At 51.1% G+C, this 16,177-nt stretch carries 17 protein-coding genes; 7 read left to right on the top strand and 10 right to left on the bottom strand.

Annotated elements, in window-relative coordinates; genetic code table 11:
* Positions 1–129: 129 nt before the first annotated feature.
* The gene (gene trhO / locus OGX75_RS09540) at positions 130–1,182 is read right to left on the bottom strand and encodes an oxygen-dependent tRNA uridine(34) hydroxylase TrhO (protein WP_114848577.1); all 1,053 of its coding nucleotides are present in this window, start codon (positions 1,180–1,182) and stop codon (positions 130–132) included.
* Positions 1,183–1,400: 218 nt separating this feature from the next.
* On the opposite strand from trhO, the gene OGX75_RS09535 reads away from it, so the two are divergent.
* The 3 genes from OGX75_RS09535 (at position 1,401) to OGX75_RS09525 (ending at position 4,161) form a co-directional block, all read left to right on the top strand.
* A complete protein-coding gene (locus tag OGX75_RS09535) occupies positions 1,401–2,321 on the top strand; it encodes a Kdo(2)-lipid IV(A) acyltransferase (RefSeq protein ID WP_047457570.1) in 921 nt (306 codons plus the stop codon).
* Between the two features lie 163 nt (positions 2,322–2,484).
* Entirely contained in the window at positions 2,485–3,705 is a 1,221-nt protein-coding gene (gene mdtG / locus OGX75_RS09530) for a multidrug efflux MFS transporter MdtG (protein WP_286451616.1), read from the top strand.
* 81 nt (positions 3,706–3,786) lie between these two features.
* On the top strand, positions 3,787–4,161 hold the full coding sequence (locus tag OGX75_RS09525; protein WP_012132878.1) for a MysB family protein: 375 nt from the start codon (positions 3,787–3,789) through the stop codon (positions 4,159–4,161).
* On the opposite strand, the gene OGX75_RS09520 is transcribed toward OGX75_RS09525, so the two are convergent.
* From OGX75_RS09520 to mdoG, 3 genes are all read right to left on the bottom strand, one after another.
* The gene (locus tag OGX75_RS09520) at positions 4,162–4,389 is read right to left on the bottom strand and encodes a YceK/YidQ family lipoprotein (protein WP_286451617.1); all 228 of its coding nucleotides are present in this window, start codon (positions 4,387–4,389) and stop codon (positions 4,162–4,164) included. It lies immediately after the preceding gene.
* 124 nt (positions 4,390–4,513) lie between these two features.
* Positions 4,514–7,042 (bottom strand): glucans biosynthesis glucosyltransferase MdoH, encoded by a 2,529-nt coding sequence (mdoH, locus tag OGX75_RS09515; protein ID WP_200031000.1) that lies wholly within the window; start codon positions 7,040–7,042, stop codon positions 4,514–4,516.
* Positions 7,035–8,570, bottom strand: coding sequence for a glucans biosynthesis protein MdoG (mdoG, locus tag OGX75_RS09510; RefSeq protein WP_077956924.1), 1,536 nt, complete (start codon positions 8,568–8,570; stop codon positions 7,035–7,037). Before mdoG ends, mdoH begins: the two co-directional genes overlap by 8 nt.
* A 271-nt stretch (positions 8,571–8,841) precedes the next feature.
* Here mdoG and mdoC point away from each other — a divergent pair, with 271 nt between their 5' ends.
* Positions 8,842–10,002 carry a glucans biosynthesis protein MdoC gene (gene mdoC, locus OGX75_RS09505; RefSeq protein ID WP_286451618.1) on the top strand — a complete coding sequence of 387 codons (1,161 nt, stop codon included), beginning with the start codon at positions 8,842–8,844 and terminating at the stop codon, positions 10,000–10,002.
* Between the two features lie 18 nt (positions 10,003–10,020).
* Here the strand turns inward: mdoC and OGX75_RS09500 are convergent, their stop codons facing one another.
* The 6 genes from OGX75_RS09500 to csgB form a co-directional block, all read right to left on the bottom strand.
* The gene (locus tag OGX75_RS09500; RefSeq protein ID WP_080975442.1) at positions 10,021–11,451 is read right to left on the bottom strand and encodes a phospholipase D family protein; all 1,431 of its coding nucleotides are present in this window, start codon (positions 11,449–11,451) and stop codon (positions 10,021–10,023) included.
* Complete coding sequence (gene ymdB, locus OGX75_RS09495; RefSeq protein WP_047457580.1) at positions 11,444–11,977, bottom strand: O-acetyl-ADP-ribose deacetylase; 534 nt, start codon at positions 11,975–11,977, stop codon at positions 11,444–11,446. The genes OGX75_RS09500 and ymdB overlap by 8 nt, the downstream gene beginning before the upstream one ends.
* A gap of 97 nt (positions 11,978–12,074) precedes the next feature.
* On the bottom strand, positions 12,075–12,398 hold the full coding sequence (locus OGX75_RS09490) for a YmdA family protein (RefSeq protein WP_047457582.1): 324 nt from the start codon (positions 12,396–12,398) through the stop codon (positions 12,075–12,077).
* Between the two features lie 156 nt (positions 12,399–12,554).
* The gene (gene csgC / locus OGX75_RS09485) at positions 12,555–12,887 is read right to left on the bottom strand and encodes a curli assembly chaperone CsgC (RefSeq protein ID WP_024130449.1); all 333 of its coding nucleotides are present in this window, start codon (positions 12,885–12,887) and stop codon (positions 12,555–12,557) included.
* Positions 12,888–12,946: 59 nt separating this feature from the next.
* Positions 12,947–13,402 (bottom strand): curli major subunit CsgA, encoded by a 456-nt coding sequence (gene csgA / locus OGX75_RS09480; protein WP_024130450.1) that lies wholly within the window; start codon positions 13,400–13,402, stop codon positions 12,947–12,949.
* Positions 13,403–13,442: 40 nt separating this feature from the next.
* Complete coding sequence (gene csgB / locus OGX75_RS09475; RefSeq protein ID WP_047457584.1) at positions 13,443–13,898, bottom strand: curli minor subunit CsgB; 456 nt, start codon at positions 13,896–13,898, stop codon at positions 13,443–13,445.
* A 769-nt stretch (positions 13,899–14,667) separates the two neighbouring features.
* Here csgB and csgD point away from each other — a divergent pair.
* From csgD to csgF, 3 genes are read left to right on the top strand one after another with little or no spacing between them, the layout of a single operon-like run.
* Positions 14,668–15,318: a biofilm master transcriptional regulator CsgD gene (csgD, locus tag OGX75_RS09470; protein WP_012132891.1), complete on the top strand. Its 651-nt coding sequence runs from the start codon at positions 14,668–14,670 to the stop codon at positions 15,316–15,318.
* A gap of 4 nt (positions 15,319–15,322) precedes the next feature.
* On the top strand, positions 15,323–15,718 hold the full coding sequence (csgE, locus tag OGX75_RS09465) for a curli production assembly/transport protein CsgE (RefSeq protein ID WP_012132892.1): 396 nt from the start codon (positions 15,323–15,325) through the stop codon (positions 15,716–15,718).
* Between the two features lie 25 nt (positions 15,719–15,743).
* Complete coding sequence (gene csgF / locus OGX75_RS09460) at positions 15,744–16,160, top strand: curli production assembly/transport protein CsgF (RefSeq protein ID WP_012132893.1); 417 nt, start codon at positions 15,744–15,746, stop codon at positions 16,158–16,160.
* The last annotated feature ends 17 nt before the right edge of the window (positions 16,161–16,177 follow it).

Below are 16,177 nucleotides of genomic sequence, written 5' to 3'. Positions count from 1 at the left end.
AGGCCCGGTAAGCGGAGCGCCACCGGGCACAATGGCGGATAGCGGCATCGCCTTATCCGGCCTACAGCAGCACACATTGTAGGCCCGGTAAGCGAAGCGCCACCGGGCGTAATGCCGGATGGCGCTACGTTATTCCGCCGGGTCGGGAATGCCCAGTTGGGTATTCAGGCGGCCACGCGATTTATTGAAGATTTTATTGCCATTCTCACGGCCAGCGCGGCGACGGCGCTGTTCCTCTTCCGGCAAACTGCTCTCTTCACAGCACAGCTCGCTACAGCAGCCTTTAAACTTCTCGGCGCAAGCCGGGCACTGAATAAACAGCAGATGGCAACCATCATTTTTACAGTTGGTATGGCTGTCGCACGGTGTGCCGCACTGGTGACAATGCGCAATAACCTCATCAGAGATCCGCTCTCCCATGCGCTCATCAAACACAAAGTTCTTACCAATGAAACGCACCGGCAGTCCCTGCTCGCGCGCCTTACGCGCGTACTCAATGATGCCGCCCTCAATGTGCCACACTTTGTTAAAACCGTTATGCTTCATCCAGGCGCTGGCTTTTTCACAACGAATACCGCCCGTACAATACATGACGATTTTCTTGTCTCTATGCTCCTGCATCATTTCAACAGCTTTCGGCAACTGCTCGCGGAACGTATCAGCCGGAATTTCCAGCGCATTTTCGAAATGTCCCACTTCATATTCGTAGTGGTTACGCATGTCGATAAACACGGCATCAGGATCGTCCAGCATGGCGTTCACTTCCGCCGCTTTCAGGTACTCGCCAACGTCGCTGGCATCAAAATTCGGATCGTCGATACCATCGGCCACAATCCGCTCGCGTACTTTCATACGCAGCACCCAGAAGGACTTACCGTCATCGTCCAGCGCAATATTCAGACGCAAGCCGTTTAATGCGGGATCAAACGCATACAGCTGCTCACGAAACGCCGCGACCTGACTTTGCGGCACGCTGATCTGCGCGTTAATACCTTCACGCGCCAGATAAACGCGACCAAAAACATTCAGCGAGGTAAACATCTGGTACAACGCGTCGCGCGTGCTCTGCGGATCGACGATCGTGAAATATTTATAAAAAGAGATGGTCGTGCGCGGCTCCGTTTCAGCTAACATCCGGGCTTTAAGCGCATCGTTCGAAATGCGGTTGTGTAACACTGGCATGGTGTACGTATCCTGCAATCAGTAAAAATGAAATCGGGCGGCATCATAAAGCAAACATCGCCAATTTACATCCACACATTTTGCGCTACATTTCATTCTTCATACTAAGAAATTAACAACAATTGCCGCTTTTATCGTCGTTCTCCAACCACAAATTTTTGCTGTACACGAAAAAATGCGACAATACAGGGAATTGCTCGTTTACAGACAGGATAGAGATGACGAATTTACCTAAGTTCTCCGTTGCGCTACTGCATCCACGTTATTGGTTAACCTGGCTGGGTATTGGTGCTCTTTGGTTGGTCGTGCAATTGCCCTACCCGGTGATTTACAAACTGGGTTGTGCAATGGGACGTCTGGCGTTGCGTTTTATGAAGCGCCGCGCCCGCATCGCCTATCGTAATCTTGAATTGTGCTTTCCGCAGATGAGCGAGCAAGAACGCCACCAAATGGTGGTGAAGAACTTCGAGTCTGTCGGGATGGGCGTGATGGAAACCGGCATGGCCTGGTTCTGGTCCGACCGCCGTATTTCACGCTGGACAGATGTCAGCGGCGTTGAGCATATCCGCGACGTTCAGGCCCGGGAGCGAGGGATTCTGCTGGTTGGCCTGCACTTTCTGACGCTGGAGCTGGGCGCGCGCCAGTTTGGTTTGCAACAGCCTGGCATTGGCGTTTATCGTCCGAATGACAATCCGTTGCTCGACTGGCTACAAACCTGGGGACGTATGCGCTCCAACAAGTCGATGCTCGATCGCAAAGACCTGAAAGGCATGATCAAAGCGCTGAAAAAAGGTGAAGTGGTCTGGTATGCGCCGGATCATGACTATGGCCCGCGCGCCAGCGTGTTTGTCCCGCTGTTTGCCGTGGAACAGGCCGCCACCACGTCAGGAACCTGGATGCTCTCCCGGATGTCCAACGCCTGTCTGGTGCCGTTTGTTCCGCGTCGTAAACCCGATGGCAAAGGCTATGAGCTGATTCTTCTGCCGCCGGAATGCTCACCACCGCTGGATGACGCCGAAACCACCGCGGCCTGGATGAACACGATCGTAGAGAAATGCATCATGATGGCGCCCGAGCAATACATGTGGTTGCATCGCCGTTTCAAAACGCGTCCTGAAGGTATGCCCTCCCGTTACTGATTCATCAGGTGCAGCCGGGCGACGGTTGCACCTTCTCATCGCCTCTTTTAGCTTTAAAAGCTACTCACATTGCCGCCCTCAGCAGGCAGGCGCATAATAAGAGAGTATTGCCTTATTTTTATTCTGATGATAGCGCAAACAGCGCATCACACTGCGGATCGCTATGTCACCCTCTGATGTCCCCATAAACTGGAAACGCAATCTCACCGTAGCCTGGCTGGGCTGTTTTTTGACCGGCGCGGCGTTTAGCCTGGTGATGCCATTTTTACCCCTCTACGTTGAGCAGCTCGGCGTAACGGGCCACAGCGCGCTGAATATGTGGTCGGGGCTGGTTTTCAGTATCACCTTCCTGTTTTCCGCTATTGCCTCGCCTTTTTGGGGCGGGCTGGCCGATCGCAAAGGGCGAAAGATCATGCTGCTGCGTTCAGCCCTCGGCATGGCGATAGTTATGCTGCTGATGGGGCTGGCGCAGAACATCTGGCAGTTTCTGCTCCTGCGCGCATTGTTAGGTCTGCTCGGCGGATTTGTGCCAAACGCAAATGCGCTTATCGCCACTCAGGTGCCGCGTAATAAGAGCGGCTGGGCGTTAGGAACGCTTTCTACTGGCGGCGTCAGCGGCGCGTTGCTCGGCCCTCTGGCGGGCGGATTACTTGCCGACCAGTACGGATTACGCCCTGTCTTCTTCATCACCGCCAGCGTGCTGTTGGTCTGTTTCTTACTGACGCTCTTTTTTATTCGCGAGCGTTTTCAGCCTGTCAGCAAAAAGGAGATGTTGCACGTCCGGGAGGTCGTTGGCTCACTAAAAAACCCAAAGCTGGTTTTGAGTCTGTTCGTCACCACGCTGATCATTCAGGTTGCAACCGGATCGATCGCGCCTATTCTGACGTTATATGTGCGAGAGCTAGCCGGTAACGTCAGCAATATCGCATTTATCAGCGGAATGATCGCCTCGGTGCCCGGCGTGGCGGCGTTGCTCAGCGCGCCCCGGCTCGGCAAACTGGGCGATCGCATTGGCCCCGAAAAGATCCTGATTACCGCCCTGATTATCTCTGTCCTGCTGCTGATCCCGATGTCATTCGTACAAACGCCCTGGCAGCTTGGCGTGCTGCGCTTTTTACTTGGCGCGGCGGACGGCGCCCTGCTCCCTGCCGTACAGACTCTGCTGGTCTATAACGCCAGCAATCAGATCGCCGGGCGCATCTTCAGTTACAACCAGTCATTTCGCGATATTGGCAACGTCACAGGCCCGTTAATGGGGGCGGCTATTTCTGCCAGCTACGGTTTTCGCGCCGTGTTTTGCGTCACCGCAGGCGTCGTGTTGTTCAACGCAATTTATTCGTGGAACAGCCTGCGGCGGCGCAGAGAGACCCTCGCGGCAAAATGATTTTTGCGCTTTCATACTTGCAAAACCGGAGAATCAGCTATTCTTTCCCTGAATACCTCATCAAATCAAAGGGAGACAGTGATGACTATGTACGCCACGCTGGAAGAAGCCATTGATGCAGCCCGTGAAGAGTTTCTGGCTGACAACCCGGAACTCGAACAAGATGAAGCCAATGTTCAACAACTCAATATCCAGAAATACGTGCTACAGGATGGCGACATCATGTGGCAAGCCGAGTTTTTTGCCGATGAAGGCGAAGAAGGCGAATGTCTGCCAATGCTGAGTGGCGAAGCGGCGCAAAGCGTCTTTGACGGCGATTATGATGAGATAGAGATTCGTCAGGAGTGGCTGGAAGAGAACACTCTGCATGAGTGGGATGACGGTGAATTTCAGCTTGAGCCGCCTCTGGATACCGAAGAAGGCCAGACTGCGGCGGATGAGTGGGATGAGCGTTAACTACTCATAAGGGCCGTGGTGTATATCCAGCGGCAGCAGCAGCGTATCAAAAACCAGTGAAAACGGCAGATCGAGAACCGTGACATAGCGCCACGCGGAATCCCGGACATCCCACTGCACGCCGGGATAGTATTGATTGCCGTGCCCTTGTCCGGGGATCGTCCTGCTAATGATGCTGCCGCACCCACTCAGAAGTAGCGCTATTACGCCAACCACGATTATTCGCACCGGATACCTCATTCGTCGTTTTGTTCAGTATAAAAAAATACCGGCAGCAGGCCGGTATTTTCAGATAATTGTCAGCGCATATTTGTCGGCCTGATAAACGCCACGTTTATCAGGCCGCTACGGCTTACTTCTTCCGCAACGCCAGTGGGTTCAGATTGATACCCTGATAGTAGTTAACCCACGATGAGTATCTTTCCGGTGAATTCCAGACACGATAGTGTAAACGCGCCATCGTCACCGGATCGCTCAACAACACCAGACGGCGGTCGCGATTCAGTTTTTCCGGCGTTTCATTCAGCGCCTGCTCCACATGGCGGTCGCGCGCAATCTCCAGCACCTTACTGGCGCGGTGACGGGCCGTAGCCATCGCCGTAGCCAGCGCGTTAAACGACGGGTTAAACACCGCGTGCATAAAGCCGTCATCCAGCGTGCGATTGCGGTTCATCGCCAGGTATTTGTCAGTATCCACCAGCACCTGCGGCGGGGAATACTCTTCCGGGATGAGGAACAGTTTCCAGCGTTTGGTGCGCAAGCCTACCGTTGAACGGCTGGAAACCACGGACACAAACGGCGACAGGATCAGCGAGAAGACAATCGGCGCCAGCCAGAACAGGAAACGTAAATCCAGCCAGGCCATGCCAACCGCCCATACCAGGCCGAGCAGCAACTGGGAACCGTGACGCATGAAGGCTTCACCCCACGGGGTAGAGTCATCGTCACGCTGCGGTGAATTCCAGACCACTTCCCAGCCGAGGAATGCGCTCACCACAAACACCGTGTGGAACAACATGCGTACCGGCGCCAGCAGCACAGAGAACAGCACTTCCAGCAGCAGCGACAGCGTTACGCGCACAAATCCGCCATACTCTTTTGTGCCCTTACACCAGATGAGCATAATACTCAGCAGCTTCGGCAGGAACAGCAGCACCATCGTGGATGCAAACAGCGCAATCGCCAGTTCGGGGCGCCACTGCGGCCAGACCGGGAACAGCTGGCGCGGTTGCAGGAAGTATTGCGGTTCGGTCAACGCATGAACCACCTGCAAGGCGGTGGAAAGCGCCAGGAACATGAACCACAGCGGCGCCGACAGGTAAGACATAACCCCCGTCAGGAACACCGCACGGTGAACCGGGTGCATTCCTTTCACCAGGAACAGGCGGAAGTTCATCAGGTTGCCATGACACCAGCGGCGGTCACGCTTAAGTTCATCCAGCAGGTTCGGCGGCAGTTCTTCATACGAACCCGGCAGGTCGTAGGCAATCCAGACGCCCCACCCTGCACGACGCATTAACGCCGCTTCCACGAAGTCATGCGAGAGGATGGAACCCGCGAACGATCCTTCGCCCGGCAGCGGCGCAAGCGCACAGTGTTCGATGAATGGCTTCACGCGAATAATCGCGTTGTGGCCCCAGTAATGCGATTCGCCTAACTGCCAGAAGTGCAGCCCAGCGGTAAACAGCGGGCCGTACACGCGGGTAGCAAACTGCTGGCAACGCGCATACAGCGTATCCATACCGGACGCTTTCGGCGACGACTGGATGATCCCGGCATTCGGGTTCGCTTCCATCAGACGCACCAGGCCGCTCAGACACTCGCCGGTCATCACCGAGTCAGCGTCCAGCACCACCATGTAGCTGTACTGGTTGCCCCAGCGACGGCAGAAGTCATCGATATTGCCGCTTTTGCGCTTCACACGACGGCGGCGACGGCGATAGAAAATCTGTCCTTCGCCCTGCACTTCAGCAATCAGCTCCATCCACGCTTTTTGTTCCGCCACGCAGATATCGGGGTTGTAGCTATCGCTCAGGATATAGACGTCGAAATGTGCTGCGTTGCCGGTGGCTTTAACCGATTCCCACGTAGCGCGTAGCCCCGCGAACACGCGGTCAACGTCCTCGTTGCAGATAGGCATAATCAACGCGGTACGGTGCTCTGGATTCAGCGGCTCATTTCCCACCGTTGACGCCGAAATACTGTATTTATCGCGGCCAATCAGCAGTTGCAGGAAGCCCATAAGCGCGGTCCAGAACCCCGCAGACACCCAGCAGAACAGCACGGCGAACAGGATCAGGATGCCGGTTTGCAGCACATACGGCAGCAGTTGCATAAAGGAGACCCACAGATCCTGCCCGATCATGTCGGCGGGATTGATGAGCGCCCAGCCCTGGTAAGGAAGAATGGTCTTCATATACCAGGTCGCAACCACCGTCTGCGCCAGCGTCAGCAGCAACAGGATGTAGCGGCGGATTGTCCCGACGGTACGCCATTTTTGCTCGTTCTCCTGCTCTTCTTTCGTCAGGCGGGAGAGATAACGCGGCGTCACGTCCCGGCCGCGCAAGCGGTCCCAGAAACGACCCAGCGGGTTGGTGCGCCAGGGATCGGGGAACATAGAAGAACGCGTCGCTTTCGGCATTGCCTGCAACTGATCGCGTCCCTCATCATCCTTAATCAGTTGCCCTTCGGCCAGCGAATCCGGCCAGGCCTGCTCAAGGCGCGCTTTAACAGATCCCTGCGGTGAATCGTCTTCTCGCGAGTAAGCTCGATGCTCAACATCCAGCGCCTCATGGACGGCGCGGATGTCCGTTTTCGGCAGCGCCGCTTTCTCAATGTCTGAAAGCGGCATTGCGTCAATATACTCAGTTGTCTTATTCATTGGCAGGTAACTGGTAGCTCCAGGTTTCACTCAACGGCTGATCGGCATTCACCAACGCAGCACGCATTTCAGTGGTTTTCTTCGCGTCTTTCACTTTTACGCGCAGCGTCAAACGCCAGCCTTTCGTCACCGGGTTATAACGCACTGAGTTCTCAACGATTTCACCGTTATCGCCAATACTGGTTTGCGCCGTGACAGGGGTATCCTGCGGCAGCTTTTTCATATCTGTGCCGACAAAATCCACGACGAAGGCGATGGTGCCGTCAGGCTGGCGAATCAGGTTAGACTGTTTGACATCGCCCGTAGAGCGACGCGTCTGCTGAACCCAGGCATTCTCCGGCGCATGAAGTTTCTCTTCATCGCGGGTAAACGTCATGGTGTACTTGAAGTTCATCTCTTTGCCTGCTTCAGGCAGTTGATCCGGCGTCCAGTAGGCCACGATGTTATCGTTAGTTTCATCGTTGGTCGGAATTTCCACCAGTTCGATTTTCCCTTTGCCCCACTCGCCTTTCGGCGTGATCCAGGCGCTTGGGCGCAGGTCGTAGCGATCGTCTAAATCTTCAAAGCGCGAGAACTGGCGACCGCGTTGCAGCAAACCGAACCCTTGCGGGTTTTCCATCGCATAGCTGCTCACCGCGAGATGTTTCGGGTTATTCAGCGGGCGCCAGATCCATTCACCGTTGCCCGCATGGATAGACAACCCGTTAGAGTCGTGCAATTCCGGGCGATAGTTGGTTGCCGGAGACGGCTGGTTCGGCCCAAACAGGAACATGCTGGTTAACGGCGCAACGCCCAGTTTACCGACTTTATCACGCAGGTAGACTTTCGACTGAACGTCCACCACAGTGTCACGCCCAGGGATGATGACGAAGCGGTATGCCCCGGTCGCACGCGGGGAATCGAGCAACGCATAGATGGTCAAACGTTTGTCAGTCGGTTTTGGACGCTCAATCCAGAACTCGCGAAAGCGGGGAAATTCCTCACCGGAAGGCAGCGCGGTATCAATCGCCAGACCACGCGCGGAAAGACCATAGACCTGGCCTGCGCCAATGACGCGGAAATAGCTGGCACCGAGCATGCTGACGATTTCATCGTTTTTGTCTTTGCTGTTGATCGGGTACAGCACTTTGAACCCGGCGAAACCGAGGTCTTTGACGGTGTCTTTATCATGCTGAACATCGCCAAAATTGAAATAGTCCGGGTTGTATTTGATTCTTTTTACCGTCGTCGCGGTAACTTCGTTGATCCTGACCGGTGTGTCGAAGTACATACCCTGGTGGTAGAACTCGAGCTTGAATGGGGTCTTGATATTGCTCCAGTACGCTTTATCACGGTTAAACTGGATCTGCTGATAGTCCGCATATTTCATGTCGCGGAAAACGGAGGGCAAGTTACTTTTCGGCGCCTCATAGCCTTTACCGGCTAAGGATTGAGCTTGTTTTGCAACATCATCGATGGTGAACGCCCAACTCGACGATGTGTACAGCGTTAACATTACCGCCGCGCCCAACCAACGCATTTTCATCATTTGTCGTTTATGTTTCATAATAAGTAAGCACTTCCCCCTTTGTGTGCTTATATCGATCCGATCCATTTTAATGGATAATCAGGCAATCCGACAACTGAATCCCGGCTTTGTTCAGCGCGCTGGCTCATGGATTAAGCAGGTTTTGCTCCTGTTTTCACTTTGCGTGCTTATCCTGGAGACAGGTTGTTGGACTTCGTGTAGGGTTGCCCCCGAATGTAAACATTATTCGTCCCAGGGATAAGACGAAAAGTCTGAGAATATGTATCTATCTATGAATCCAGTACCTCCACAGCGTGAATATTTTCTTGACTCCATCCGCGCCTGGCTGATGTTGTTGGGGATCCCCTTTCATATCTCATTGATATATTCAAGCCATACCTGGCATATCAACAGCGCAGAGCCCTCATGGTGGCTGACCCTGTTTAACGATTTTGTCCACGCATTTCGCATGCAGGTCTTTTTTGTTATTTCCGGTTATTTTTCGTACATGTTATTCCTGCGTTATCCATTAAAACGCTGGTGGAAAGTGCGTGTTGAACGCGTAGGTATTCCTATGCTGACGGCCATTCCTTTACTCACCTTGCCGCAATTTATCATGCTGCAATTTGTCAAAGGGAAAACCGAGAACTGGCACACGCTTTCTTTGTATGAGAAATACAATACGCTGGCCTGGGAATTAATTTCTCATCTGTGGTTTTTATTAGTGCTTATTGTATTAACAACCCTGAGCATGTGGGCATTCAGCCAAATCAAAAAAAGCGCGGAACGCACAACGAAGCCGTTATTCGCCGCCGTTTCGATGACCAAATTGACGCTTATCTTCTTTATCCTTGGCGTCGGTTACGCCGCGCTGAGACGCGCCATTTTTATCATTTATCCCTCTATTCTTAGCGATGGCATGTTCAATTTCGTCGTCATGCAAACGCTGTTTTATCTCCCTTTCTTTATCCTGGGCGCGCTGGCATTCATCAACCCGGCGCTGAAAGCGCTGTTTACCGTACCGTCACGCGGATGCACGCTGGCTGCGGCGCTCGCCTTCGTTGCCTACCTGCTGAACCAGCGTTATGGCAGCGGCGATGCCTGGATGTATGAGACAGAATACGTCATTACCATGCTGATGGGATTGTGGATGGTTAACGTGGTCTTTTCGCTGGGCCACCGTTTACTTAATTTCCAGTCCGCTCGCGTCACCTATTTTGTGAATGCATCGCTTTTCATCTATCTGGTGCATCATCCACTAACGCTGTTTTTCGGCGCGTATATTACGCCGCATATTACGTCGAATCTGCTGGGCTTTTTATGCGGGCTGGTCTTTGTTATCGGTATTGCGCTGGTCCTGTATGAACTGCATTTACGGATTCCCGTACTGAAATTTTTATTTTCGGGCAAACCCGCGGTTAAACGTGATAACAGCAAGGCTGTCGCCAGTTAAGCTACCCGCTGAAGGGCGTTAAAGCAGCCATTCGACGGGCAAGACAGACGCCAGTCGCACCAGAACCCGCTTCCAGAATCCTGTGGCGGGTTCTTTTTTCAGTACCACCTCGTCACGCAGGTGGCGATCAACCCAGTTAATCCTTCCCCAACGATCCAGCCGCAGTTGCCAGGCGTCATCACGCTGGCTCTGCATAAAACGGTTATGAATCAGCGTTGCCAGCGTTTCGCTTTCAATCACAAACCCCATTTCGGTATTGAGTAACGTCGATCGGGGATCGAAATTGAGCGAACCGATAAAAACCTTATTCCCGTCAATGCTGAAGGTCTTCGCATGCAAGCTGGAGCCTGAGTTACCGGTTAAACCACGATCGTGAAGTTCAGCCGCATGCCCGTTAGTGGGTTTAAGCTCATAGAGCTCAATGCCGTAGCGCAGAAGTTTTTTACGCCACCGCGCATAGCCCGCATGGACGACCGCCACATCGTTCGCCGCCAGTGAATTGGTAAGAATCGCGATCCTGACCCCTTTTCTCACCAGTTGCAGCAGTTGCGCGACGCCCGCCCGGGTGGGGACAAAATAGGCGGAAATAATGTCGATACGTTCCGTTGGCGACCCCATCACATCGAACAGACGTTGCGGCAGAAGCGAATGACGCTGCGCTTTCCCCTCGCCTTTTAAAGGATCGTCGCTGAGCAGACGGGTTTTCGCCCATATCAGCGGTAAAGCGCCGCGATCAAGATGGGACATAAAGTGGCTGGTTTTCAGCTTATGCAAATAGCGGCGCGTAATGTCGTCGTTGTACCAGGAATCCGGTAAGTCAATGCGTCGGGTGATTTCCTGCTCAGACAGCGACAACACTTTTTGCAGCGTTGAAACCGATTTGCAGTGCCAGTAACGTTCAAAATCATCCGCCACGTCTTTTACGACAGGGCCAATCGCCATCACGTCGAGATCGGAAAACAGCGGCTCTTCACCTGCGCCAAAATAGGCATCGCCAATATTCCGCCCGCCGACAATGGTGACTGCGCCATCTGCCGTATAGCTTTTATTATGCATACGCCGATTAAGCCGGGCAAAGTCGGTTAAATACCCCAGCGCACGCAGCATACGAAAAGAGAAAGGATTAAACAGGCGCACTTCGATATTGGGGTGGCTATCCAGCAGTTGCAGCGTATCATCAAGCCCCGGCGTGTTGTTATCATCCAGCAGCAGGCGAACATGAACGCCGCGCTTTGCCGCCGCCAATAATATCGAAAACAGCAGACGCCCGGACATGTCATCCTCCCAGATGTAATACTGCACATCCAGGGTGCGTTCAGCCATTTCCGTTAATCGATAGCGTGCGGCAAAGGCATCCAGGCTGTCATCCAGGGCGAGAATGCCGCATTCGCCGGGATGACGTTCACACAGCGGGGTAACAGCGCGCTCAAGTCGGGTCAACTCACTCATCACCTTGTTGGGTCAGTAATCGCTCGTAAAGTCGGGCAGTTTCTTCATCATAACAGACAAAGTATACCTGCTCAGGTAGCGCGTGGCGGGCAAGAAAATCCGCAACCGTATTGACCGCGATCTCTGCTGCGGCGGGGCGTGGGTAGCCGTAAGCGCCGGTGCTGATCGCCGGAAACGCGACAGACCGGTAGCCATTGGCCAGCACCAGTTGCAAACTGTTGAAATAGGCATCTTCCAGGAGCTGGGATTCGTTGTGATCGCCGCCACGCCAGACGGGCCCCACCGTATGGATCACCGCTTTCGCCGGCAGATTACCTGCCAGAGTGATGACCGCGTGTCCTGCCGGGCACTCGCCCTGCTGCTGCCTGACTTTTTTGCAGGCTTCCAGTAGCGCCGGACCCGCTGCACGATGAATCGCGCCGTCAACGCCACCGCCCCCCAGTAATGAAGCGTTGGCAGCATTAACAATCACATCTACCGTGAGTTGGGTTATGTCGCCATGTTGTACATGAATACGCGATTTCATAGATCCCCCTTACCTTAACCTATAGCCTAAGTGTACAGCAGGGCTTTCAATGAAATCGCGTTTTTTAATCGAACGATTTTATCTCTGACAGATGCGTTTATTGGTATTCAATACTCATAATCGCCAGACGTTGTTGCGGATCGAGATAATTGACTCTCACAGATGCAATTTGTCGAAGGCTTTGCGGGGCGGTTGTAACCTGTTGCAGGGTAAAACGGTTAGTTTTCATCTGGCCATTATTCACGCATGTCATGTCAATATTTTGCTGCCGGGCACTGACCTCACAGGGAGGTTCGACAATCTGACCACGAAAATGAATAACGCCGCCGGTAGTGATTTGTTGAGCTGTAACAGAGGAAGAAAAGAGAATGCAGACGCCAAGGCCTGCTCCGAGGATATTTTTCGAACACAACGCAAACATACAATAGCTCCTCAATGATCAATCATACTTGAAGGATCGGAGTTTTCCTTCCACTGCGACGCTCGCGGTGAACGGAAACGACGTTGTTGCCTCTCTATAATTCATAGAACAGTAATCCATCCCCTGCCACAAACAATCACCAAATAAATCAAATGATTAAGATGATTTCTCAGGAGATGGCCATTGCTGCGACAAATGCAACGACTGCCCGTCGGAAACGGTAACGATAATTTTTACCGAGTCCTCCGGGGAAATATTTAAACTGAGTTTCGTTAAATCAATGGGTTGATTAGCGGGCAAAGAAAGGGTTGTTTTCTGCTGTGTACGGCTTTGCCCTCCTTTCCCATCACGAACGGCAAAAATTTGGACTTCGCACACGCAGGGTTTGCTGAGCGTAACCTGGGGGACAATGGTGTAAATTTCACCTTGTTGTGTGGTATTAAATGTAATCTGGCTGGAGAGCGCGGCAAGGAGTAATAGCGTATTCATCATATCCTCACGAAAAAAACAGGGCTTTCGCCCTGTTTATTATGAGTACCCGACCTGAATCAGTACTGGTTAGCCGTGGCGTTGTTGCCGAAGCCGACCTGAGTAACCGATACCTGGGAGTCGGACGCAGTCTGGTTAACCAGCGCGCCGTTGCGGCCACCAAACTGGCTCACAACGATATCAGAGTTTTTGGCATTCCACTGATCGATAGTCGCGCTGTTTCTGTACCCATTCTGGGTCAGGTCAATGCCGCTGTTGTCAGCGCCCTGGCCTACGTCTGCGCCGTTACCATGACCATATTGTTTGATGGACAGATCTGATTTACGAGCATCGCTTTGCAGAGCAAGAGCAGAGTTTGCGCTACCGTACTGGAAAATACTCAGGGTAGATTCAGGGCCGGAATTATTACCGCCATTATTATGACCGCCGCCACCGCCCCACTGCGGAACAACACCTGCCAGAGCACTGCCAGAAACTACGATTGCTGCGAATGCTGCCACTTTTAAAAGTTTCATGGTAAACCCCCATCGGATTGATTTAAAAGTCGTCATGGTATTAACGTTGCGTAACGCGAATAGCCATGCGCGACTGTCTCTGCACTACAACTGCTGTTTTTTGCGTACCGTACTGCGTAATATCTGCTTTATTACCAGAACCTTTCTGAATAATCATTGCAGTATTACCATAAGAGCCTTGCGATATACTTGCATCATTGGCGTAACCCGCCTGATCAATATATGCAAGGTTATAAGCTCCTGACTGGTCAATCTTCGCTCGGTTATTTCCGCCTTCTTGTGAAATAACAGATAAAAGTTTTGAGCCGTCCTGGCGTGTTTTTGCACTATTATAAGTGCCCTTTTGACCAATAATGGCTGCCTGATTAAATGAAGACTTGCTTAATTCATTTACCGCAAAATTATATTCCGCATTTGCCAGATCATAACTTGTCGCGGCTGCAATCCCAGGCGCACCCAGTATTGTTAACATCATAAATAACAATTTGTTTTTCATGTTGTCACCCTGGACCTGGTCGTACATTACGTTAATTTAAAAGCATTTCAATTTGACTGTTAACGCGATTCGTTTTTTGTTAACGCCGCGTTACGATGAAGAGTATGTCCGTGGAAACATTTTAAATAACTCACCCGCGAGTGGTATTTTGATATTCAGCGTCACACCAAAGTGCTAATTCACTGTTGACTCCACTGTTATTTACGAAAAATTTATTTTCTTATCTGTAGCGGGCTAAACATTTCTGCCAGTGAGAGGGAAAAATCGTTTTCTGCATATCATTATGCGTTTCTCCGGGCATCACACTGCATCGCCGTCACAACTCGTGACAAACATCATTTTTTTCTCACTAAAAATGTCCAGGCGGCCCTGAGTCGAATGTTTTAAAATTAACTTGTCAGACAAACTCAAAAATAATTTTAAATTATTATTTAAAATCAATCAGTTATTATAATTTGTATGATTTTTTAAATCTATGCAATAACAGCAACATGTACAACTTTTCTATCAAATCTAATCTCTAAAAAATCCACACATTAACATATAAATATATAATTTTACATTTTGTTACAAGTTTAACACTTGCTTTAAGGTTTGTAATGACTAGATTGAAATCAGTTGTAGTCCATCTGTTTTAATATTTTTACCCTTTTTGGGTCGATGTTTTATTTCTACACACAGCAGTGCAACATCTGTCAGTACTTCTGGTGCCTCGTATTTTAGCTGAGGCAGCTGTCAGATGTGCGACTAAAAAAAGTGGGGTTTCATCATGTTTAATGAAGTCCATAGTATTCATGGTCATACATTATTGTTGATCACAAAACCATCTTTGCAGGCCACTGCATTATTGCAGCATTTAAAGCAATCACTGGCTGTTACCGGAAAACTACATAATATTCAACGTTCTCTGGATGATATATCCGCCAGTTGCATTGTTTTACTGGATATGATGGAAGCGGATAAAAAAATCATCCATTACTGGCAAGACAATTTGAGTCGGAAAAACAACAATATCAAGACGTTATTGTTGAACACTCCCGACGACTATCCCTTCCGTGATATTGAAAACTGGCCACATATCAATGGCGTGTTTTACGCAACGGAGGATGAAGAACGTGTCGTTAACGGCTTGCAGGGGATCCTGCGAGGCGAATGCTATTTTTCGCAAAAGCTGGCCAGTTACCTGATCACTCATTCAGGGAACTACCGTTACAACAGCACGGAATCAGCGCTTCTCACTCATCGTGAAAAAGAGATCCTCAATAAACTGCGAATCGGCGCCTCAAACATTGAAATCGCCCGCTCGCTTTTTATCAGCGAGAATACGGTAAAAACACATCTTTATAATCTTTTCAAAAAGATAGCTGTTAAAAACCGTACTCAGGCGGTCTCATGGGCAAACGATAACCTCAGGCGATAAAGCCATGAAACGCTATCTGACCTGGATTGTGGCAGCAGAATTACTGCTTGCCGCAGGGAATCTTCACGCTGCGGAAGTTGAAGTGGAAGTTCCCGGACTCTTAACTGACCATACCGTCTCATCAGTCGGCCACAATTTTTATCGCGCCTTCAGCGACAAATGGGAAAGTGAGTACACAGGCAATTTGACCATCAATGAAAGACCCAGTGCGCGTTGGGGAAGTTGGATCACGATAACGGTAAATCAGGACGTTATATTCCAGACTTTTTTATTCCCAACGAAAAGAGACTTCGAGCGAACCGTTGACTTCGCGCTGGCGCAAACTGAAGAAGCATTAAATCGTCGGCAAATAGATCAAACGCTATTAAGCACGAGTGATTTAGCGCGCGATGAATTCTAAAATATGATTTAGTCTGGAGGCTGCCATGCGTGTCAAACATGCAGTAGTTATGCTCATGCTTATTTCACCATTAAGTTGGGCCGGAAATATGACATTCCAGTTCCGAAATCCTAATTTTGGTGGAAACCCAAATAACGGCGCATTTTTATTAAATAGCGCTCAGGCACAAAACTCTTATAAGGACCCAAGTTATTACGACGACTTCGGGATTGAAACCCCGTCTGCACTGGATAACTTTACGCAGGCTATTCAATCGCAAATCCTTGGCGGATTGCTGACGAATATTAACACCGGCAAACCAGGCAGAATGGTGACCAATGATTTTATCATTGATATCGCCAACCGGGATGGGCAACTGCGACTTAATGTCACGGACAGGAAAACCGGGAAAACCTCGACGATTGAAGTGTCAGGTTTGCAAACACAGTCAACCGATTTCTAAGCCCCAGCTACCAAAGG

The sequence above is a fragment of the Citrobacter sp. CK199 genome, assembly GCF_030333285.1.
In the GTDB taxonomy this organism is placed as follows: domain Bacteria; phylum Pseudomonadota; class Gammaproteobacteria; order Enterobacterales; family Enterobacteriaceae; genus Citrobacter_B; species Citrobacter_B koseri.
This window is presented reverse-complemented; position numbering and strand designations above follow the sequence as displayed.